Raw genomic sequence first — 20023 nt, 5'->3', positions numbered from 1 at the left:
GTAGACCGGGCCCGCCCGGCGCAGCCTGGCCGAACGGCCAGGCCGAACCGGCCGAACGACCGGCGGGGGATCGCCTCCACCACGGACAGGCTGGGACCGTCACCTCGGCGCCGCACCCGACACCGAGGCCCCGGCAGAGACAGACGAGAGAACGGTGGAATCCCCATGACCGACGCCGATCCCGGCACCCTTCCGACCAAGGCCATCGGCTTCGCCGAGTACGGCGGCCTCGACGTGCTGCGCCCGATCGAGATCGAGGTGCCCGCGCCCGGCGCCGGCCAGGTGCGGATCGCCGTCCGCGCCGCAGGCGTGAACCCGCTGGACCACAAGGTGCGTTCGGGCTCGATCACCGAGTTCTTCCCGGTCACCTTCCCCGCCGTCACCGGCTACGAGGTGGCGGGCGTCGTGGAGGCGGTGGGCGAGGACGTCACCGCGTGGCAGGTCGGTGACGAGGTGTTCGGCGCGGTCCACGGCGGCGGCTACGCGGAGCACGTGCTGGCGGCGGCCGACAAGCTGGCCCGCAAGCCCGCCGGGCTGGGCTGGGAGCAGGCCGCGGCGATCCCGGTGGCCGCCGAGACCGCGTGGCGCTCGCTCGACCTGCTGGCCGTCGAGCCGGGCGGGACGCTGCTGGTGCACGGTGCGGCGGGCGGGGTCGGCACGATCCTGCTGCAGTTCGCCCGGCAGCGCGGGATCCGGGTGATCGGCACCGCGAGCGAGGCCAACCACCCGCACCTGCGCGATCTGGGCGCCGTCCCGGTCGTCTACGGGGACGGTCTGGCCGGGCGGGTGCGGGCCGCCGCCCCGGAGGGTGTGGACCGGGTCCTGGACGCGGCGGGCCTCGGCGGCGTCCTGCCGCTCTCCGTCGAGCTGGCGGGCGGACCGGAGAACGTGCTGGCCATCGCCGACTGGCAGGGCGCCGCCGAGCACGGCGTGCGGTTCACCGGCGGCACCGAGCCGGCCGACTACCAGGGGCCGGCCCTGGCGGGTGCGCTCGCCCTGTTCGAGGGGGACGGGTTGGTCCTGCCGTTGCACCGGGTCTACCCGCTGGCGGAGGCGGCCGAGGCGCAGCGCGAGAGCGAGGGCGGCCACGTCCGCGGCAAGATCGTCCTCACGGTCGGCTGAGCCGCTGAGCCGCTGAGCCGCTGAGCCGCCGATCGCCGATCGCCGAGTCGCTGAGGGGGGCGGGTCGGCCGCCTCGCCGGCTGCCTCGTTCGGTGACCGTCGTCCCGGCGCGGCCGGCCGGTCAGTCCTCGGCGCCGTAGCGGGCCAGGTACGCGGAGAACCGGGCGACGTCCTCGTCCGACCAGTCGGTGAAGCGGGCGGAGAAGGAGACCCGCCGGTGCTCGTTGGCCTCGCGCAGCAGGGTCAGGCCGGCGTCGGTGGCGCGCAGGATCTGGCCGCGCTGGTCCTCGGGGTCGGTCTCCCGGCGCAGCAGGCCGAGTTTCTCCAGCGCGGTGACCTGGCGGCTGACGGTGGACTTGTCGAGCATGAAGTGCGCGGCGACGTCCGCGGCCCGGCAGCCGCCGCGCTCCGTGATGAGGTCCAGGATGCTGTACGTGACCAGGGAGAGGTCCGGATGCAGCTGCGAGGCCTTGTGGCGGGCCCGGCGGGCGAAGGCGGTCAGCTCGCGCTGGATGGTGTCGATCGACGTCTCGCGGTCGGGCATGGTGGACCCACCTCCTCGGCTTCCGATATTTGTTGCACTATACAACGAGTTTGTGTGCGGTGCGACGTGCCTGCCAGGCTCGGGCGGCCGCGATCCGGCGCGTTGCGCTCGGGTGAGTGGCGAACAGTAGTTCGAGCACCCGGGGCGGGTCGACGTCGGACACGTTGGTCAGGGCCAGTCTGCGCTGCATCGCGATGAATTGCTCGGCGTCCGAAGTGAGTTCGAGGGCGTGCCGGTCGGCCCGGACCTCGACGCGGCGGCTCACCGCACACTGCACCGGGCCGGACAGCGCGCCCAGCAGCGCCGCGCACGCCGCCAGCAGCGGCAGCGAACGGGGGTCGGCCGCGTCCGTGGCGCCCGCGGCCGACAGCAGCGGGCCCCGGTCGAGGGCCAGGCCCAGCAGTGCCACCACGACCGCCGCCCCCACGGCGCCCAGCACCGTGCCGGTCAGCACGTCCCGGTGCTTCACGTGCCCCAGCTCGTGCGCCACCACCAGCTCCACCTCGCGCGGCTCGGCGGTGGACAGCAGCGTGTCGTACACGACGATCCGCCGCGTCGCGCCGAGTCCCGAGACGTAGGCGTTCAGCGCCGTCGTCCGGCGCGACGCGTCCGCCACCAGGACGTCCCGCACGCGGACGCCGTCCCGCTCGGCGAGAGTCAGCAGCGCCTCGCGCAGCGGGCCCGGCTCCATCGGGGTGAACCGGTTGAACACCGGCTCGACGAGGAGGGGGTAGAGGAAGGAGAGCGCCGCCGTCAGCAGCGCGGCCGCGCCCGCGGCCGGCACCCACCAGTGCTCCGGCGACCGGTCGGTGAGCGCGTACAGGCCGAAGGCCGTCGGCAGGACCAGGGCGAGGGTCAGGGCGAGGCCGCGCGCCAGGTCCGCGGCCCAGCCGGCCCAGCCCTGGGTCACCAGGCCGAACCGGGTCCGCACCGACCGGGCGCCCGCCCCGAACGGCAGCTGGGCCGCCCGGCCGAGGAGCACCAGCGCACCCGCTCCGGCCAGCACCTCCGCCGTACGGGAGCCGCCGAACCAGCCGCCCACCGCCGTCACGAGCCCGGCCCCGGCGGGGGTCAGCCCGAGCGCGAGGGTCAGCGCCAGGCCGGTGAGCCGTCCGCCCAGCGCCCACGGGAGCCCGGCGCGGCGCAGCGCCCGGCCGCGGGCGCGCTGGGCGGGGGTGAAGTCGGACTCGGGGGAGGCCGGCGCGGGGGCGTGGCCGGGCTCGGTGCCGCCCGGGTGTGGTCGGACAGAATCCGTCATCTGTTATCCGTCATCCGAAACTCGTCAGCTGCCGGCCGTCGTCTGTCGGCCGTTGCCTGTCTGCCCTTGCTTGTCGGTCCGTGCCTGTCGGTCCGTGCCTGTCCGGCGGCCCTTGCTCGCCGGCCGGGCAGCCCCCGGCCGTGCGGGCCGCCGGGTATCAGCATGGCACCCCCGTGCCCGGCCCGCGGCGCCACGGGTGCCCGCGCGGAGCGCCCTGGCATCTGGCACGCCGGCCACCTCGTCGGCGAGTTCCCGCACGAGACCAACGAGGGTGCCAGGGCCGAGTCCTACATCACGCCGGAGAACGACACCCCGCTGCGCCGCACCGACCGGGCCGGCCGGGTCTGCCACTGGATCCTGGAACTCCATCTGGTCGACCGGGAGCGCGGGTTCGGCGGGTTCTACGAGCAGTTGCTCGACCTGGCCTGAGCCGGGAGGAGCCCGCCACCGCCCCGCCCCGCCGCAGCCGTTCCGCGAGTCCCGTCCACCCCGTCCGCCCCACCCGTCCCGTCGGTCGCACGGGTGGGGCGGGGCGGGGCGGACACCGGGCGGCGGGCGGGCGCGGCTCGTGGAGGCGTGGCGGAGGGGGAGTGGGGGAGTGGCGTAGGCTGACCGCGCTCTTGGACCGACCCACGGGGGGAACACATGCGCCGTGCCGCGGCCGCCGTCGCACTGCTGCTCGGGCTGATACCCGTCGCCGCCTGCGGACCGGACGACCCCGACCCGGCCACCGTCAAGGCGGCCAAGGAGGCCAAGGCCGCGAGTGCGGCGGCCGAGGCGGCGAAGGCGGCCCCGGAGGCGTCCGGCACTCCGGACGACCCGACCTCCTCCGACGGCGCCGACGCGGCTCCCCGTCCCGACGGCAGCATCACGGTGGCCTTCGCCGGCGACGTGCACTTCGAGGGCCGCACCGAGGCCCGGTTGGGCGTGAAGGCGCCCGAGACGGCGCTCGGCCCCATCGCCAGGACGCTCTCGGCCGCCGACCTGGCCGTGCTCAACCTGGAGACCGCGATCACCGAACGCGGTGCCCCCGAGGCCAAGACCTACACCTTCCGCACCTCCCCCAAGGCGCTCACCGCGCTGAAGGGCTCGGGCGTCGACGTGATCTCCCTCGCCAACAACCACGCCGTGGACTTCGGCGCCGAGGGCCTCACCGACACCCTCGCCGCCCAGGACTCCTCGCCGGTCCCGATCGTCGGCTTCGGCCGCAACGCGCAGGAGGCGTACGCCCCGTACGTGTCCACCGTGCGCGGGGTGAAGGTCGCGGTGGTCGCGGCCAGCCAGGTCGAGGACCTGACCAACCAGAAGTGGCGCGCCGGCGCCAACAAGCCCGGCATCGCCTCGGCGCTGGACGCCGCCGCGCTGGTCAAGGCGGTCGAGACGGCGAAGAAGCAGGCGCCGGTGGTGCTCGTCTACCTGCACTGGGGCGACGAGGGCAAGGCCTGTCCGACCAACGCCCAGACCGCCATCGCCCGGAAGCTCGCCACCGCCGGCGCCACGGCCGTGGTCGGCACCCACGCGCACACCATGCTCGGCTCCGGAATGCTCGGCGCCACCTACGTCGGGTACGGCTTCGGCAACTTCCTCTGGTACGGCACGTCCAACTACGCCAACTCCAACGAGACCGGCGTGACGACGCTGACGGTCAGCCCGACCGGGAAGGTGCTCGGCGAGGCGTTCGCGCCGGCGACCATCGACGACAAGGGTGTACCCGTCCCGCAGTCCGGCGCCGCGGCGACCGCCGCCCTCAAGCGGCGCGACGGCCTGCGCGGCTGTACGGGGCTGACCCCCGCACCGAGCCCCACGCGCTGACCTCCGCGCGCCTGGTCCCTCGCGCCGGGTCCCGCGCGCCGGGCGGGCCCTCCGGTGCCCGGCGGACGTCAGCCCTTGTGGTCGGACTCGCCGTGCTTCCAGTAGCCCTTGCTGTGGACGCGCTCGCGCGGAAGCGACCAGTCCGTCAGCAGGTGGCGGCGGACGACGGCGACGGCGTGGGCCTCGCCGGCCAGCCAGGCGGCGGTGCCGGCGGGGATGTCGGTGGCGAGCAGGGTGTCGGCGAGCAGGCTGCCCTTGGTCTGCTCCGGGCGCCGGACGAGCCAGTGACCGGTGAGGCCGGGTCGGGCGGGGAGGGGAAGGTCGTTCCCGGGGTCACCGATCTCGACGAAGAGGGAGACCGGGATCCCCGGCGGAAGGTCCTCGACGATGGTGAGCGCGGCGGGCAGGGCACTCTCGTCGGCGGCGAGGAGGACGTGTTCGGCCCCTTCGAAGGAGGGGCGGCGACCACGCGGTCCGGCCAGCTGCGCCCGGTCGCCGGGGCGGGCGACGGCGGCCCAGCGGGCGAGCGGGCCGTTGTCGTGGAGCACGAGGTCGATGTCCACCTCGCGGTCCGCCGGTCGGTGGTGGCGGATGGTGTAGGCCCGGGAGTGGCCTTCGGGGATCGCCAACTTGACCCACTGGGTGGGGTGTTCGATGGGGAGGTCGCTCAGGGTGGGGCCGGTGAAGGTGATCCGGGTAAGCGCCGAGGTGAGCGGCGTGACGGCGGCGACCCGGACGTCGTAGGTCGGGCGGGTGCGGTTGAGCATGGTGACTCCTGAACGGGCCCGGAGGTGAACACGGGCCGGAGTGAGGGGAGTTGGTGAGGGCGTGGAAGGTCAGCGCGGAAGGTGCCGGTCGAGCAGCGCGTCGACGAACGCGGTGTCGAGAGGGCGGCGCAGGACCAGGGCCCGGTGGTAGAGCGGGGCGAGCAGGGCGTCGAGCAGCAGGGCGGCCCGCTCGTCGGGGTCGTCCCCCGCGGGGTCCAGGCAGGCACGGGTGTGGGCGACGTCGCGGGCGCGCAACTCGTCCAGGAAGCCACCGTGCAGCAGGTCGGCCGTACGGGAGTCGAGTTGGGCGTGGCCGAGGAGGGCCTGAAGGACCCGGCCGGCCGGCGCCTCGCCGAGGAAGGCGGCGAACCGGTGGACGTAGGCGCGCAGGTCGGCGAGGGTCGACGGGGAGTCGGGCCAGGCCAGTGCGGTGGAGGCGTCCAGGACGAGATTGTCGAACAGGATGTCGACCTTGGACTTCCACCAGCGGTAGATGGTCTGCTTGGCGACCCCGGCCGCAGCGGCGATGCCCTCGATCGTGAGACCTTCGAAGCCCTGCTCCACCAGGAGGTCGTCGGCCGCGTTCAGCACGGCCAGGCGCGCGGCCTCACTGCGGCGGCTGCTGGAGCTGCTGCCGGTGGCGGGTCGGGGCTGGGCGGCGATGGTGCTCGGGTCCTTGTGCGGGGGCGGCTGGCCGGGGGTGTCGATCGTGGTCATCCTCTCATGCCTCCTCGGCCAGGGCCGCCGACGGACCTGCGGTGTTCGCTCCGGTCGGACCCGGGGTGCCGGCCGGACCCGGGGTGCCGGACTCCTCCGCCCCCGTCGCCTCGCGGGTCCGTCGGACCAGGCCGGCCGCGACGCCCACCGCCAGTGCCGCGACCACGGCACTGAACGTCACCCCGCCCGTGCGCAGCCCGGTGGCCTGGATGAGCACGCCCACGCCGATGACCGGCACCGAGAGCATCGAGAACAGCACGGCGAAGAAGGTGGACACCGTCTCGCCGCGCCGCTCGGGGGCCACGCCGCCGTTGATGGTGCCCAGCCCGGTGCCGATGGCGGTACCGGTGGCGAGTCCGTTGACGCAGGCGCCGAGCAGCAGTGGCGCCAGCGTCCCGGTCAGCAGCGCGGCGGCGATCAGGGCGGCGGCCAGCACCAGTCCGGCGCACGCCAGCGGCAGGGTGCGGGCCGGGGGGAGGACGCGGACGAGTAGCTGCCCGACGGCGGTGGAGAGGAAGGCGAGCGCGACGACCAGGCCGGTCAGCGCGTGGTTGTGCAGGTCGAGCACGGTGGCGAGGAAGAGCCCGCTGACCGCCGTCAGCACGCCGCTCACGGCGAAGCCGGAACCGCCGGCGAGCGCGGCCCGCAGGAAGGCGGGGCGGATGTCGGCCGGTATGCGCAGGGGCTGGAAGCGGAGGCGGATCCCGCCGGCGCGGATCTCGGCGGGGACGGTCTCGGGGACGGCGGACAGGCCGATCAGGGCGATGCCGGTGAGCACGAGGGTCACCGTCCAGGGCAGTCGGAGCGGCGAGCCGGCCCATTCGGCGAGGATGCCGGAGAACAGGGTGCCGCCGGCCAGGCCGCCCATGTTGGCGGCGAGCGCCAGGGTCTGGGCGCGCAGCCGTCGTTCGGGCGCGGCGAGGTCGAGCAGGGCCGCGGTCGCGGCGCCGGTGATCAGTGCCGCGCCGAAGCCTGAGAGCACCCGGGCGGTGAGCAGCCAGGGCAGCGAGTCGGCGGCCTCGAACAGTCCGGCCGCGGCCGCGGCGAGCAGCAGGGCGGTGGCCATGACCGGGCGCCGGCCGATCTGGTCGGACAGTCGGCCGAGTGCGAGCAGTCCGGCGACGACGCCCAGCGCGTAGACGGCGAAGATCACCGTGACCATGAACGGCGAGAACCCGAAGGCGTGTTGGTAGAGCGAGTAGAGCGGGGTCGGGACGGTGGTGCCGGCCATGGTGACCCAGAACGCGAGGGCGACGGCGGCCCGGGCGAGCGGGGCGGAACGGCCGGGCGGGCCTGTGCGGCCGGGCGGGGCGGAGGGCATGCGGAGGCTCCTCTGAGGAGAAGGAGAGCAGGGGGAGGGTGGTGGCGGCCGGTCCGTGCCGGTGGGCGGGACGATTCGCGAGAATGGACGCAACGTTGCGTCTCGACCGGACCGTAACACCAGACGCAACGTTGCGTCCACCTTCGGGTGCGCCCGGCGTCCTGTGGGCCCTCGCGGTCCGACCCGGAAGCCGTGAAGGACCTCTCGGCGGAATCGTTCGATTGTGTTAGGTTAGGCTTGCCTAATGTTGCTGGTCGGAGGGGATTTCCTGTGCAGCAGTCCGCATTCGCCGCCTCGGCCGCCGCTCACAGACTGGGGGAATCCAGGTGACCACGGTGCATCGCGCCCCCGCCGGGGCGGACCACGCCGTCATCGGCGCGGCCAGCGGACTGCTGGGTCAGTACCGGGCCGCTCCCGACCAGGCGTTCTTCGCCTCCCCGACCCGCACGCTGCTCGCCGAGGGCGTGCACGCCGAGGTCCCGCAGGACGGCCGCCCGCTGCCCGTCCGGGTCGCCGAAACGCTCGCGCAGGCCCGCCGTGACGGCGTGGAGAACCCGCTGGTGGTGGGCGCCGTGGCGTTCGACCACGACAGCCGTGCCGAACTCGCGGTCCCCGTCAGGGTCCGCGCCTGCGGCGCGCTGTGCGACGACCCGCTGATCGCGCTGCCCGCCCCGCCCGCCGACCGGGTGCAGTGGGACGTCCGGCCGGTGCCCGCGCCGGAGACCTACGGCGCCGGCGTCGCCGAGGCCGTCCGACGGCTCCAGGAGGGCGAGTTGAGCAAGGTGGTGCTCGCCCGGACGCTGGAGCTGAGCGCCGCCGAGCCGCTCGACCTGCCCGCCATCCTCCAGCGCCTCGCGCGGCGCGACCCCGGCGGCTACACCTTCGCGCTGCCCGCAGGGTCCGGCCGCACCCTGATCGGGGCCAGCCCCGAACTGCTGCTCTCCCGCCGGGGCGTCGCCGTCCTCGCCAACCCGCTGGCCGGCTCCGTCCCGCGCAGCCCGGACCTCGGGGAGGACGTCCGCCGGGCCGCCGCGCTCCTGGAGTCGCCCAAGGACCTGCACGAGCACGCGGTCGTGGTCGACGCCATCAGCGCCGCGCTCGCCCCGTACTGCCGCACCCTGGACGTGCCGGAACGGCCCACCCTGGTGCGCACCGCCGCGATGTGGCACCTGGCCACCACGATCACCGCCGAACTGGCCGACCCGGCCGTCTCCGCCCTGGAGCTGGCCACGGCCCTGCACCCGACCCCGGCGGTCTGCGGCACGCCGACACCGCTCGCCCGGGAGGCGATCCGCGAGATCGAGCCGTTCGACCGGGGCCTGTACGCGGGGATGGTCGGCTGGGGCGACGCGAACGGCGACGGCGAGTGGGTCGTCACCCTGCGCTGCGCCGAGGCCGACGAACGCACCCTGCGGGTGTACGCGGGGGCCGGCGTGGTCGCCGCCTCCCGGCCCGAGGCCGAACTCGCCGAGACCAGCGCCAAGTTCCGCACCTTCCTGGACGCCGCCGGGGTGCCGCGGTGAGAGGGGCGGCCGACGGCCCCGGGGTGAGCGGGCCGGCGCGGCCGGGTGCGCCGACCCGGGCGGCGTAGCCGGGCCGGCCCGGGCGGCCCGTACGGCAGCTCGCCCCACCCAGAGACTCCGGCGGCGCGCCCCTCCTCACGGGGCGCGTCGCCGGGACGCACCCGGCCCGCGCCGGTTCGCCGGGCGGGTCCGCCCCCGGACGACGTGGCGCGTCTCCCGTCGGGTTCCGACGGGTGGCGCCTGCACGGTCCCCGGTTCGTGCCGTCAGGTGAGGTTCGCCCCGACGCCCACCGCTGCGGGCGCGGGCCGCGGACCGGTCATCCGGTCCATGACGGGCCGGCAGATCGCGCCCGTCGCCAGCACGATCACGGCGAGGGCCAGCCAGCCGGGCAGCCCGAGGGCGAGCGGGAGCGCGCTCAGGACGGCCGGTGACACGCCCTCGGCGAGCCCGTGCCCGAGGCCGAACACCCCGGCGTACTGGCCCTGTGCCTCGGCCGGGGCCAGCCCGAAGGAGTACTCGGCGGCTGCGGCGGTGTGCCAGATCTCGCCGAGCGTGTAGGCGGCCATCCCGGCGGCCAGGGCGACGGTGGCGAGCCAGCCCGGGGGAGTCCCGGCCACCGCCATCAGGATCAGGCCCGCCGCGACGGCCAGCCCGGCCCGGCGCATCGCGTTCCCGGCGGACGGCACGTCGGCGACGCCCCGGCTGAACCGGACCTGGAGGACGACGACGAGGACGGTGTTCAGGACGAGTACGCCGGAGATGGTCCAGCGCGGCGCCGCGGTGTGGTCCGCGATCCAGAGCGGGAGCAGGAACGTCGGGACCGCGAAGTGCAGGGACATCACCGCGTTGACCGCCGTCGCGGTCAGGTAGGTGCGGTCGCGCAGCGCCGCCCAGCCGCGGCCGGAGACTCCACCGGGCCCGGCTGCGGACTCGGTTGCGGACTCGGAGCCGGTCACGGTGGCGGGCGGGGCTCCCGGGTCGGCGGCGTGCGCCGCGTCGGTCGTGACCGCGGGGCCCTCCAGGGTGAACGGCGGGAGCCGGAGCAGGATCAGTCCGGAGACGAGGTACGTCAGGGAGCGGGCGATCATGACGGTGAGGAAGGCCGCCCGGGTGTCCACCTGGACGGCGAAGCCCGCCGCGACGGCGCCGAGTGCGATCGCGAGGTTGCCGACCGACCGCAGGTAGCCGCGGAACACGGCCGGCGAGTCCCCGCCGAACGCGCGGACCAGCGGTGCCAGGGTGGACCAACTCGCCGCGACCACGGCGCCGGAGAGCACCGAGACCGCCAGGTAGGTCCAGAACGCGTCGACCAGCAGGAGACCGGTGTTGACCACCGTCCCGCACACCGCGACGACGAGCTGGACGCGCTTGGGCCCCCACCGGTCCGCCAGCCGGCCGACGTACACCCCGGCCAGCAGGCCCGTCATCGCCGCCGCGAACAGGCCCACGGCCACCTGGGAGGCGGGCAGTCCGACGATCCGGGTGAAGAAGAGCGCCCCGGCGGCGACCGACATCCCGGTGCCCAGGCTGTGCACGAAGGAGGTGAGCGCGACCACCCGCTGCCCCCGGTCGGACGGCAGCAGTGCGGCCGACAGCCGGGCCGCGCCGGGCCGGCCCGCCGGCGGGCGGGACCTCGTCACCGCCACAGGGTGTCCCCGAAGTCGGCGCCCGGCTGCCAGGCCCGCTGGAACTCCCGCCGCCCGCCGGTGGTCAGGTGCTCGGGAAGCACCCACAGCCGTTCGTCGAACCAGCGCCGGACCTCCTCGAAGCGCCCGGTGAGCTCCTCGACCGACTCCGCGACGACCATGAACTGCCCCACCCGCTGGCTGGTGTTGGCCGGCCCGGCCGCGAACCGGGTGCCGACCGGGTGCTCGACCCGCGCGAACTCCACCTGCGGCAGGGCGACGAGGTCGGCCGCCGTCGGGCAGCCGAGCAGCGTCCCCGGCCGGCCGGGCAGGTAGGTGCCGCCGAAGATCTCCGGCCGGACCTCGGGCTTGATCTCCGGGCGGGCGCCGAGCGCGATCCGGACGGCGCACTCGGCGACGTTCACCCCGAACTTCGCCTGGATCTGCTCGTGGATCAGCCCGCCGCCGCGCCGTGCGGCGCACTCGCCGAAGGTCAGCGACCCGGACGCCGCGTCGTGGAAGAGCTCCATGTGGAACGACCCGTCGTGCAGGCCCAGCGCCCCGAGCGCGGACTCGACCACGCCCCGGGCCCGCTCGTACACCCAGGCCTCCCGGACCGGGTCGAAGTGGCGCAGCCACAGCGGCTGTCCGCTCTCCAGCGCGGTGAGGCAGGGGTCGCCGTAGGCGCCCACGGCGAGGAACAGCAACTCCCCGCCGAAGACGACCCCGTCCACGAACCACTCGTCGCCGCCGATGTGCTCCTCCAGCAGGAACGTGCGCTGGGCGGGCTTCTGCTGCCGGTACTCCTCGCTCCGCGCCCGGAGCTCCTCGACGGACCGGACCGAGGAGGTGAAGGACGTGGCGGCCCCGGCCACCGGCTTCAGGACGGCGGGCGAGAACGGCAGCTCGTCGAGGTGGGTGACGTCGAGGACGTCGTCGACGACCAGGTAGTCCGCGGTGGGCAGCCCGGCCCCGCGGACCGCGCGCTTCTGTAGCGACTTGTCGCGGAACCGGATCGCCACCTCCGGGTCGAGTCCCGGCACCCCGAGGTGGCGTGCCAGGACGCCGGCCGTGACCATGGAGAACTCGTCGGAGGTGTGGACGGCGTCGAAGCCGCCGGCGTCCGGCCCGGCCCGGCGCAGTGCCGCCAGGACGCTCTCGACGCTGCTCTGGTCGTCGACGTCCAGCACGGTGAGCTCGGGCGGCACGCTCATCAGCCCGTCGTCCCGGGACGCCGCGCCGCGGACGACGACGGCGTCCACGTCCAGGCGGACGCACGCGTCGAGGGTGTACCGGTCCAGTCCCACGACGAGCAGGCGAGGTCGGCGATCAGCCATGATTGTTCCTTCGGTTCTGCGTGCGTCCCCAGTCCTCCAGGGCGGCACGGTCCAACTTTCCGTTCGGCGTCAGCGGCAGGGCCGCGACGGCCACGGCACGGGCGGGCACCAGGAACCCGGGGAGCACCGCGGCCAGGGCGGCGCGCACCCCGAGCGGGTCGGCGGAGCCGGCCGCACGGTCGGCCTCCTCGTCCGGCCGCACGGTGTAGGCGAGCAGCAGCGACTGGCAGCTTCCGTCGGCCTCGCGGACCGGGACGGCGGCGCAGTCGAGGACGCCGGGGACGGCGCGCCCGGCGCGCTCCACCTCGGCGGGCTCCACGCGGTAGCCGCGGAGCTTCACCTGGCGGTCCCCGCGGCCGAGATAGTGCAGCAGGCCGTCGTCGTCCACCCGTCCCCGGTCGCCGGTGCGGTACACCCGGGTGGGCACGCCGTCGAGGGTCAGGGTGCGGAACTTCTCCGCCGTCAGGCCGGCCTGTCCCAGGTAGCCGTGGGCCAGGCCCTCGCCGGCCACGCAGATCTCGCCCTCCTTTCCGGGCGGGCAGATCTCGCCGAAGCCGTCGCCGTCCGCGCCGCTGTCCGCTCCGGCGTCCGCGAGGACGAGGAGCCGTGTCCCGGGAGCCGCCGTGCCGAGCGGCACGCCGTCGGGCCGGTCGCAGTCCGGGAGCGAGACCCGGTGCCAGGAGACGAACATGCAGCACTCGACCGGCCCGTAGCAGTTCACCAGCGGGACCGTCGGATGGGCCCGTACGAACCGGCCCGCGTGGGCGCCGGACATCGCCTCGCCGCTGACCAGGACGGCCCGCAGACCGGTGAAGCAGCCCGGGTCCACGTCGACGAACAGGTTGAACAGGGAAGTCGGCAGGTGCACCGTGTCGGCACCGTGCCCGGCGACCGCCGCGCGCAGCGAATCCGGGAGGAAGAGCGGGGCGCCCGGGCCGGGGAGGAGACACGTCCCGCCCGCGACCAGCGTGCCCCACACCTCCAGCGCGTACATGTCCCAGGCCGCGTTCGACACCTGCGGCATGACGTGGCCCGGGCCGAACGACGCCGGGCCGGTCCCGTCGAACAGCCGCAGTGCCGCCCGGTGCGGCAGGACCACGGCCTTCGGTGAACCGGTGGTCCCCGAGGTGAAGATGACCATGGCGGGGGACTCGCCGTCGGCCGCCCGCCGCACCGGTGCGCCCGCCCGGTCCGCGAGTTCGGCCGGCGGTTCCAACGGCGGCGTCCAGACGGGGAAGCCGTGCCCGTCCGTCGGCCCGGGTCCCTCCGGCCCGGGGTCCTGCGCCCCGGCCAGGTCCGTCACCGCCCGGGCGGCCACCGCCTCGTCCGCCACCGCCAGCGGCGACCGCAGCCGTCCGACCAGCGACGCCAACCGCGCGGGGGGCCACCCCGGATCGAGCACGGAGTAGGCCGCGCCGCACTTCAGCAGGGCCAACTGGACGATGACCAGGCGCGCGGACCGGGGGAGGATCACGGGGACCAGGCTTCCCGGCCCGATGCCGAGGTCCGTGAGGAGCGACGCCAGGTGGTCGGCCGCGCGGTCGAGGGTCCGGTAGGTGACGGTCGTTCCGGGCTCGACCAGCGCCGGACGGTCGGGCGTCAGCAGGGCCCGGCGGGCCACCGCCGCGTGGAGGGTCCGGTTCATCTAGACCTCCCCGGCCGGAAGGACGGCGAACGGGCAGCGGAGCAGGGACAACGCGAGGTCCTGCACCGCGAAGACGGTGAAGTGGTGCTCCTGGGGCGGGGCCGACGCGTCGAGGTGCACCTCGAAGACGGCACTCGGCCGCCCCGCCCGCCGGTCGGACCCGGCCGCCCCCGGTCCGACGGCCTGGACCGGCGGCGAGACGGCGGCCCGGACGCTCCACGGCAGGAGCACGCCGACCTGGACCGGCCCGGGGCGCGACGGCACGACCGGCACCTCGATCCGCAGCGTCCCGCCGGCGGGGACGGTCGCGGCGGAGGCGGCACCGAGCAGCCGCGCCGCGCCGTCCGTCCAGTAGCCGACCGGGCCGCAACTCAGGCAGACGTGCGCGGTGGTGAGCGGGACCCGGGAGGTGAACCCGCGGCGCGGGTACTGCCAGGCCTCCCGCCCGCACAGGACGCAGGGGGTGGTCACCGCCTCGGTCCGCGCGACCGAACTTCGGTCGCCGAAGAAGCGGGGGAACTCGGAGAGCGGGTCGTCGGGCCGCTCCGACATGCGGACGGCGATCGCCCGGTCGAGCACCCGCGCCTCCTCCCGGAGCGTGCCGACGAACGCCTCCCGGTCGGCGGCCGGACCCATGACCGGCCGGACGGCCGTCAGCTCGGCCCGTTCCGCCAGCTGCCCGAGCGGCTCTCGCAGCGGGTGCGCGGCCGGCAGCATGCCGGTCATGAGGAACCCCTGCGCCCGGGCCGAGAGGCCGCCGACCCACCCGGCCTGCTCGGCCGCCGACTCCACGGCCGACCCCGCGGCCGCCTTCCCGGTCGGCCCGCCGTCCGGCTCCACGGCCGGTGCCCCGGCCGGTTCCGGGGGCGACGAGGCCCCCGGGTAGGCCGAACTCGGCAGCCCCACCTGGATGAACGTGGGGTACGGGTGCAGGGCGTACAGGCTCGCGTTCAGCCGCCGGGCGGTGCTCCCGTCCCCGTCCGCCGAGTCCAGCCAGACGAGGTTCTCGACGCGGGCCGACTGGTGCATGGAGAGCGCGGCGACCACCGCCTGGGCCGGGCCGTCGACGGCGTTCAGGAGCAGCTGGTAGCGGGGGTCGTAGGTGGCGAGGTCCGCCAGGGCGCCGCTGTCGCAGCCGCTGAGCACCAACTCGGCGGCCCGGACGCGGTGGGCGGGGATCAGCTTGTCCTCGGGCTTGTAGCAGCCCCGGCCGTACGAACAGGTGGGCCCGGACCGGCCGGGGCCGGCGGCCGGGCTGAGCCCGCACACCGTGTGCGCGCCGAGGTTGATGCTGTCCTCGGTGCCGTGCCCGCTGACCAGGACCCGTCGCCAGACCCGCTCGGCGGTGAGGCGGACCAGGTCCGCGCCGCTGACGGTGCGTGCGTCGTGATAGGTCGCGGAGGTGGCCACCGGCCGGGTGTCGAGGTCGGTGAACAGCCCGGTCGCACCGTCGGGGTGGACCTCGCCGTACTGCTTGGCGATCGCCCAGGTGAGCGAGTGGAGGTCGCGGCCCGTCAGCAGGAAGACGTCCCGGCCGCGGGCGTACGCGTCCACCAGGACGGGGCCGATGACGTCCATCCGGAGGTCCTCGTACCGGCCGAGGACGACCAGCGGGCCGTCGTCCGCGGGCGGCGTGCCGGTGGTGCGGCCGGCCCCGTGCGCCGCCGGCGCGCCGTGCTCGGTCCAGTGCCGGGCGAGCGGGCGGGCGAATGCGCGGATCGTCGCGGGCACGTCCCCCACCACGACGCCCGCCGCGCACACCGGCGGGCGCCGCCGGGCCGGGTAGAGGCCCGCTGCGAGGTCGAGGGCCGCCAGGAGGTCGGAGCGGTCGCCGATCCACACCGGGACGGCGTCCTCCGCCCCGGACCCGAACGCGGCGACGGCGCGCGCGAAGTCCGCCGCGCCGGACACCGCACGGAAGATGCCCGGCACTCCCGCCAGGTCGTCGGTCCCGCTCGTGCCACCCGTGCTGCTCGTGCCACCCGTGCCACCCGTGCCGCTCGCGCGGGAAGTGCGGTCGGTGTCGTCAGTGCCGCTCATGCCACCCCGTCGTCGTTGACGATCGCGGCGGCGAGCGCGTCGACCGTGCGGTGTTCGAAGATCACCCGCAACGAGAGGTCGCGGCCGAGTTCCTCCCCGAGCCGGGAGGCGGTGCGGATCGCCCCCAGTGAGTGACCGCCGAGCTCGAAGAAGTCCTGGTCGGGGTCGATCCGGTCCACGCCGAGCACGTCCCGCCAGACCTCGGTGATGTGCTCGACCAGTTCCGCCCGCGGCGACCGCCCCTCGTCGGGTCCGCTCAGCACGGCAGGAAGGCGAAGTCCTCGCCGACCTCGCGGGACAGGACGAAGAACTTCCTGGCGCGCTCGGCGATGTCGATCAGCTCCGGGTCGCCGGACTCCCGGGTGATGTCGACCAGCCAGTCCCACGAGGCCCCGATCGGCACCTCCTCGGCGAAGTGGATCCGGCCGAGCAGGAACGCGATGTCCTTGATGTTGTACCGGGAGACGACGGTGCCCAGGGCGCGCAGCCGTTCCGGCAGGTCCGCGGCGGCCGGCCGCCGCTCCACCAGGGCGGGTTCCAGGTCGGGCCGGTACAGCTCGGGCCGCGCGAAGATGTCGGCGGGCCGGAAGCCCGGACCGGCAGCGAAGTCCAGGCAGAGCGACCAGCGGCTGCGCGAGGACATGTTCATCCCGGCGTGGATCTGGGCGGCGTCCAGGAACCACACCTCGCCCTTGCGCATGTGGAAGACCATGTCCTCGTCGGAGTTGACGGCGTGCTCGTTGTCCTCCAGGAAGACGATCACCCGGAAGAACTCCGTGACGTCCCCGGCCTCGATGAAGTCGCGGTGCGGGATGATCGAGAACTCGGAGACGTTGCGCCCGCGCACCATCGTCAGCCGGCTCCCGTCGAACCACTCGGCCAGCACCTCGCGGAGGTACGGGACCTCGTCGAGCAGCTCGGTGGGCTGCCCCGGCCGCTGCTCGTGGCCGTACCAGAAACCGTCGCCGTGGTCGCCGGAGGCGTTCCACAGGTTGAGGTTCAGCCAGGTGCCGGTGGTGAACACCTGGTACGGCTCCTGCGGGACCGGGAGGCTCGCCAGGCGGGCGACGTCCTTGGCGAGGCGCTCGTCGTCGAACGGGATGCGGCCGAGTATCACGGAGGCCATGGAGAGGCGTGCCCTTCTGTTCCAGAGGCCGGGGAGGGGTCGGGTCAGAGCTCGAAGCCGGCCGGGAACGGGTCGTCGGGCGACAGGAAGTACTGCGCGGTGCCGGTGATCCAGGCCCGTCCGGTGACGGTCGGCACGACCGCCGGACGGCCCGCGACCGTCGTCTCCTCGACCAGGCGGCCGGTGAACTTCGAACCGATGAAGGACTCGTTGACGAAGTCGGCGCCGATCGCCAGCTCGCCGCGTGCGTGCAGCTGCGCCATCCGCGCGCTGGTGCCCGTCCCGCACGGCGACCGGTCGAACCAGCCCGGGTGGATGGACATCGCGTGACGGGAGTACGACGCGTCCGAGCCGGGCGCCTCGAAGTAGACGTGCTTCACACCGCGGATCCGGGCGTCCTCCGGGTGCACCGGCTCGTCGGTCGAGTTGATCGCCTGCATGGTGGCCAGCCCGGCGGCCGTGATCTCGTTCTTGGCCTTCCGGTCGAACGGCAGCCCGTAGTCGTCGAGCCGCACGATCGCGTAGAAGTTGCCGCCGTACGCCACGTCGTAGCGGACGGTGCCGAACCCGGGCACCTCCAGCTCGGCGTCCAGCCGCTCCGCGAAGGCGGGCACGTTCCGCAGGGTGACGTGCTTCGCGACCCCGTCCGTGACCGCCACGTCGACCACGACCAGGCCGGCCGGGGTCTCCAGGCGCACCGTGGTGACCGGCTCGGTCACGGGGACCATGCCCGTCTCCACCAGTACGGTCGCCACACCGATCGTGCCGTGGCCGCACATCGGCAGGTAGCCGGACACCTCGATGAACAGCACCCCCCAGTCCGCGTCGGGCCGGGTCGGCGGCTGGAGGATGGCCCCGCTCATCGACGCGTGCCCACGGGGCTCGGTCACCAGCAGGGTGCGGATGTGGTCGAGGTTGTCGCGGAAGTGGATCCGGCGTTCGGCCATCGTCGCGCCGGGGATCACCCCGACGCCGCCGGTGATCACCCGGGTGGGCATGCCCTCGGTGTGGGAGTCCACCGCGTGGAAAACTCGATTGGTGCGCATGTCGTCCCTCTGGGGTCTGGGTCTGGACGGGGGGCTGGGGTGCGGGGTCCGGGCGGAGCCCCGGTCAGGGGCGCCGCGCGGGATCCGGGCTCTGGTCGAGGTCCTCCTCGGAGAGCTGGATCACCCCGGTCATGTACGGTCGTGCCGCGCCGATCAGGCCGACCCGGTCGCCGGTCAGCTCGCAGTCGAGGCTGATCGTGCGGGTCCGGCCCAGCCGGGGCGAGAACTGGTGGGCGTGCAGCCGGGTCCGGCCCAGTCGCTCCGCCCAGTACGGGACGAGCGCGCAGTGCGCCGACCCGGTGATCGGGTCCTCGGGGATGGACAGCTTCGGCCCGAAGAACCGCGAGCAGAAGTCGGCCCCGTCACCCGGCGCGGTGACGACGACGCCCCGCAGGTCGAGCGCGGAGAGCGCGCGCGGGTCCGGTACCACCGCGCGGACCTGTGCCTCGTTCTCGTAGACCGCGATGTAGTCCATCGACCGGTAGACCGCCGTGGGTGCCACCGGTCCCAGCCCGCGGAGCAGGTCCGCCGGCGGGTCCACAGGAGTGAACTCCAGGGCGGGGAAGGTCAGCCCGAACCGGTCGCCGTCCCCCTGCCGGGCGACCACGAGCGGTCCGCTGGCCGAGTGGAACGTCACCTCGTCCCAGTCCGGCTCCAGGTGGGTCAGGACGACGTGGGCCGCGCCCAGCGTGGCGTGCCCGCACAGGTCCACCTCGGTGGCCGGGGTGAACCAGCGCAGGTCGTAGGCGTCCCCGTTCCGGACGATGAAGGCGGTCTCCGGGAGGTTGTTCTCCAGGGCGATGGCCTGCATGACGGGTGCGGGCAGCCAGCTGTCGAGCGGGCAGACGGCCGCCGGATTCCCCCACAGGAGCCGGTCGGTGAAGGCGTCCACCTGGAAGATCGGGATCCTGATCGCCGACGTGCTCACCGGCGCGCTCACCGGCGCGCTCGCCGTCGTGGTCGTCGTCGTGTTCGTCGTGCTGCTCGTCGTTGCGTTCGTCGTACTCACACGCCCAACCTCTGCTTGGCGTCGGCGAAGAACGGGATGTGACGGTAGTCCTTCGCCGCTTCGTCGTAGTCGGTGTACCGGTTGGTGAACTGCAGGAGCCGGTCCTGGACCTGTTCCGCCGGCTCACGGTGGATCCGTCGCTCGATGCCCTGGATCTCGCCGAGGAACTCGGCGAGGACGGCGGGCAGGCCCGGCCGCAGATGGATCAGGCCGCCGTGCACCCGGATGCCGTCCGCGGCGAGCAGGTAGTTGAACAGCAACTGCGAAGCGACGGCGTCGTAGTTGGGCCGGGGGATGCCCTCGACGGCGTAGCGCAGCAGCCGTTCGGACAGGATGTACTCGTAGGCGAGCCGTGCGTCGCGTTCCGGGAGGCCCGGGTCGTGGAGGCAGGCGAGCATCGCGGACACGTCGACCCGCAGCTCCTCCAGGCCGGCCAGCGGCTTCAGCTTCTTCACCGGGAGGAAGTCCGGGATGGGCATGTCGCCCTGCCGGTGGTGGTACTCGTGCAGCCGCACCCACCAGGACGACGCCTGCTCGACCTCCGCCGGCCCCGCCGTCTCGACCAGCGGGAAGGAGCCCGGTGCCATGACGTGCCGCGTGAGCAGGCGGGTCAGGCGCAGGTGCCGTTCCACGAACTTGTCGATGAAGTAGAAGATCAGGTCGCCGCTCTCCTGCCGGCCGTCGAGGTGGTTCTCCGGGAAGAGCGCCACGACCGGTCGGGCCTCGAAGCCCTTCGACATCCGCTCGATGGTGACCGGCAGGGTCGGGCTGGGGTACCGGACCTCCAGGCCCTCGTCGGTCGGCAGCGGCCGGTAGGCCAGGAAGTCCAGGGAGAGGGTCGGGAAGTAGGACGCGTCGAACAGGGAGAGGACGTGGCCGTCCTTCCTGCCGTTGATGTGCGCCTTGGTCCGGAGCAGCCGGGGGTCCTCGGTGAACGTCAGGACGTCCTCGGCCAGCGCCTGCGCGGCGGGCAGGTTCCGCAGGGCCGGTGACGAAGTCAGCTCGTGCGAAAGGCGTTTGAGGAAAGCCTCGTCCCGCAGCTCGTCGCGCCGGACCGAGCCGCGCAGCGCGTTGACCGCGTCGACGACGTCGTTCAGTGGCTCGTTGTTCACTTGGTTCCGTACGTCCTT

The 20023-nt window shown here is 74.3% G+C and carries 17 protein-coding genes and 1 pseudogene; 4 read left to right on the top strand and 14 right to left on the bottom strand.

Annotated features, from left to right (window positions below):
- Window positions 1–165 precede the first annotated feature (165 nt).
- The gene (locus ACFWIC_RS11070) at window positions 166–1122 is read left to right on the top strand and encodes an NADP-dependent oxidoreductase (RefSeq protein ID WP_329950873.1); all 957 of its coding nucleotides are present in this window, start codon (window positions 166–168) and stop codon (window positions 1120–1122) included.
- 121 nt (window positions 1123–1243) lie between these two features.
- Here the strand turns inward: ACFWIC_RS11070 and ACFWIC_RS11065 are convergent, their stop codons facing one another.
- The gene (locus ACFWIC_RS11065) at window positions 1244–1666 is read right to left on the bottom strand and encodes a MarR family transcriptional regulator (RefSeq protein WP_329878265.1); all 423 of its coding nucleotides are present in this window, start codon (window positions 1664–1666) and stop codon (window positions 1244–1246) included.
- A gap of 37 nt (window positions 1667–1703) precedes the next feature.
- Window positions 1704–2924, bottom strand: a complete 1221-nt coding sequence (locus ACFWIC_RS11060; RefSeq protein ID WP_380517795.1) for a M48 family metalloprotease — start codon at window positions 2922–2924, stop codon at window positions 1704–1706.
- Window positions 2925–3140: 216 nt separating this feature from the next.
- Here ACFWIC_RS11060 and ACFWIC_RS11055 point away from each other — a divergent pair.
- Together ACFWIC_RS11055 and ACFWIC_RS11050 are read left to right on the top strand one after the other, a co-directional pair.
- Window positions 3141–3353: pseudogene (locus ACFWIC_RS11055) on the top strand (aminopeptidase); the annotation flags it as partial.
- Window positions 3354–3569: 216 nt separating this feature from the next.
- The gene (locus ACFWIC_RS11050) at window positions 3570–4736 is read left to right on the top strand and encodes a CapA family protein (protein ID WP_380517792.1); all 1167 of its coding nucleotides are present in this window, start codon (window positions 3570–3572) and stop codon (window positions 4734–4736) included.
- Between the two features lie 68 nt (window positions 4737–4804).
- On the opposite strand, the gene ACFWIC_RS11045 is transcribed toward ACFWIC_RS11050, so the two are convergent.
- From ACFWIC_RS11045 to ACFWIC_RS11035, 3 genes are all read right to left on the bottom strand, one after another.
- Window positions 4805–5503 carry a siderophore-interacting protein gene (locus ACFWIC_RS11045; protein WP_380355430.1) on the bottom strand — a complete coding sequence of 233 codons (699 nt, stop codon included), beginning with the start codon at window positions 5501–5503 and terminating at the stop codon, window positions 4805–4807.
- 69 nt (window positions 5504–5572) lie between these two features.
- Window positions 5573–6220, bottom strand: coding sequence for a TetR/AcrR family transcriptional regulator (locus ACFWIC_RS11040; protein ID WP_380517789.1), 648 nt, complete (start codon window positions 6218–6220; stop codon window positions 5573–5575).
- A 4-nt stretch (window positions 6221–6224) separates the two neighbouring features.
- On the bottom strand, window positions 6225–7541 hold the full coding sequence (locus ACFWIC_RS11035) for an MFS transporter (RefSeq protein ID WP_380517786.1): 1317 nt from the start codon (window positions 7539–7541) through the stop codon (window positions 6225–6227).
- Between the two features lie 320 nt (window positions 7542–7861).
- Here ACFWIC_RS11035 and dhbC point away from each other — a divergent pair, with 320 nt between their 5' ends.
- The gene (dhbC, locus tag ACFWIC_RS11030; RefSeq protein WP_380517846.1) at window positions 7862–9064 is read left to right on the top strand and encodes an isochorismate synthase DhbC; all 1203 of its coding nucleotides are present in this window, start codon (window positions 7862–7864) and stop codon (window positions 9062–9064) included.
- Between the two features lie 264 nt (window positions 9065–9328).
- Here the strand turns inward: dhbC and ACFWIC_RS11025 are convergent, their stop codons facing one another.
- The 9 genes from ACFWIC_RS11025 to ACFWIC_RS10985 form a co-directional block, all read right to left on the bottom strand.
- Window positions 9329–10705 (bottom strand): MFS transporter, encoded by a 1377-nt coding sequence (locus ACFWIC_RS11025; protein ID WP_329950868.1) that lies wholly within the window; start codon window positions 10703–10705, stop codon window positions 9329–9331.
- Window positions 10702–12027 (bottom strand): acetyl-CoA carboxylase biotin carboxylase subunit family protein, encoded by a 1326-nt coding sequence (locus ACFWIC_RS11020; protein WP_380517783.1) that lies wholly within the window; start codon window positions 12025–12027, stop codon window positions 10702–10704. The genes ACFWIC_RS11025 and ACFWIC_RS11020 overlap by 4 nt, the downstream gene beginning before the upstream one ends.
- Entirely contained in the window at window positions 12020–13672 is a 1653-nt protein-coding gene (locus ACFWIC_RS11015; protein ID WP_380517780.1) for an AMP-binding protein, read from the bottom strand. The genes ACFWIC_RS11020 and ACFWIC_RS11015 overlap by 8 nt, the downstream gene beginning before the upstream one ends.
- Window positions 13673–15712, bottom strand: coding sequence for a hypothetical protein (locus tag ACFWIC_RS11010; RefSeq protein WP_380517777.1), 2040 nt, complete (start codon window positions 15710–15712; stop codon window positions 13673–13675). It abuts the gene before it with no gap.
- Window positions 15709–15975, bottom strand: a complete 267-nt coding sequence (locus ACFWIC_RS11005) for a phosphopantetheine-binding protein (protein ID WP_329878245.1) — start codon at window positions 15973–15975, stop codon at window positions 15709–15711. Before ACFWIC_RS11005 ends, ACFWIC_RS11010 begins: the two co-directional genes overlap by 4 nt.
- On the bottom strand, window positions 15969–16838 hold the full coding sequence (locus ACFWIC_RS11000; protein WP_329878244.1) for an aspartyl/asparaginyl beta-hydroxylase domain-containing protein: 870 nt from the start codon (window positions 16836–16838) through the stop codon (window positions 15969–15971). Before ACFWIC_RS11000 ends, ACFWIC_RS11005 begins: the two co-directional genes overlap by 7 nt.
- A gap of 44 nt (window positions 16839–16882) precedes the next feature.
- Entirely contained in the window at window positions 16883–17884 is a 1002-nt protein-coding gene (locus tag ACFWIC_RS10995; RefSeq protein ID WP_329878242.1) for a proline racemase family protein, read from the bottom strand.
- A gap of 64 nt (window positions 17885–17948) precedes the next feature.
- Window positions 17949–18893 (bottom strand): PhzF family phenazine biosynthesis protein, encoded by a 945-nt coding sequence (locus ACFWIC_RS10990; protein ID WP_380517773.1) that lies wholly within the window; start codon window positions 18891–18893, stop codon window positions 17949–17951.
- Window positions 18890–20005: a DUF6421 family protein gene (locus ACFWIC_RS10985; protein WP_380517770.1), complete on the bottom strand. Its 1116-nt coding sequence runs from the start codon at window positions 20003–20005 to the stop codon at window positions 18890–18892. The genes ACFWIC_RS10990 and ACFWIC_RS10985 overlap by 4 nt, the downstream gene beginning before the upstream one ends.
- Between the last annotated feature and the right edge of the window lie 18 nt (window positions 20006–20023).

The organism is Kitasatospora sp. NPDC127035 (assembly GCF_042726075.1).
Lineage (GTDB): Bacteria > Actinomycetota > Actinomycetes > Streptomycetales > Streptomycetaceae > Kitasatospora.
The sequence above is the reverse complement of the archived record's forward strand: the minus strand, read 5'-3'. Positions and strand labels throughout refer to the sequence as shown.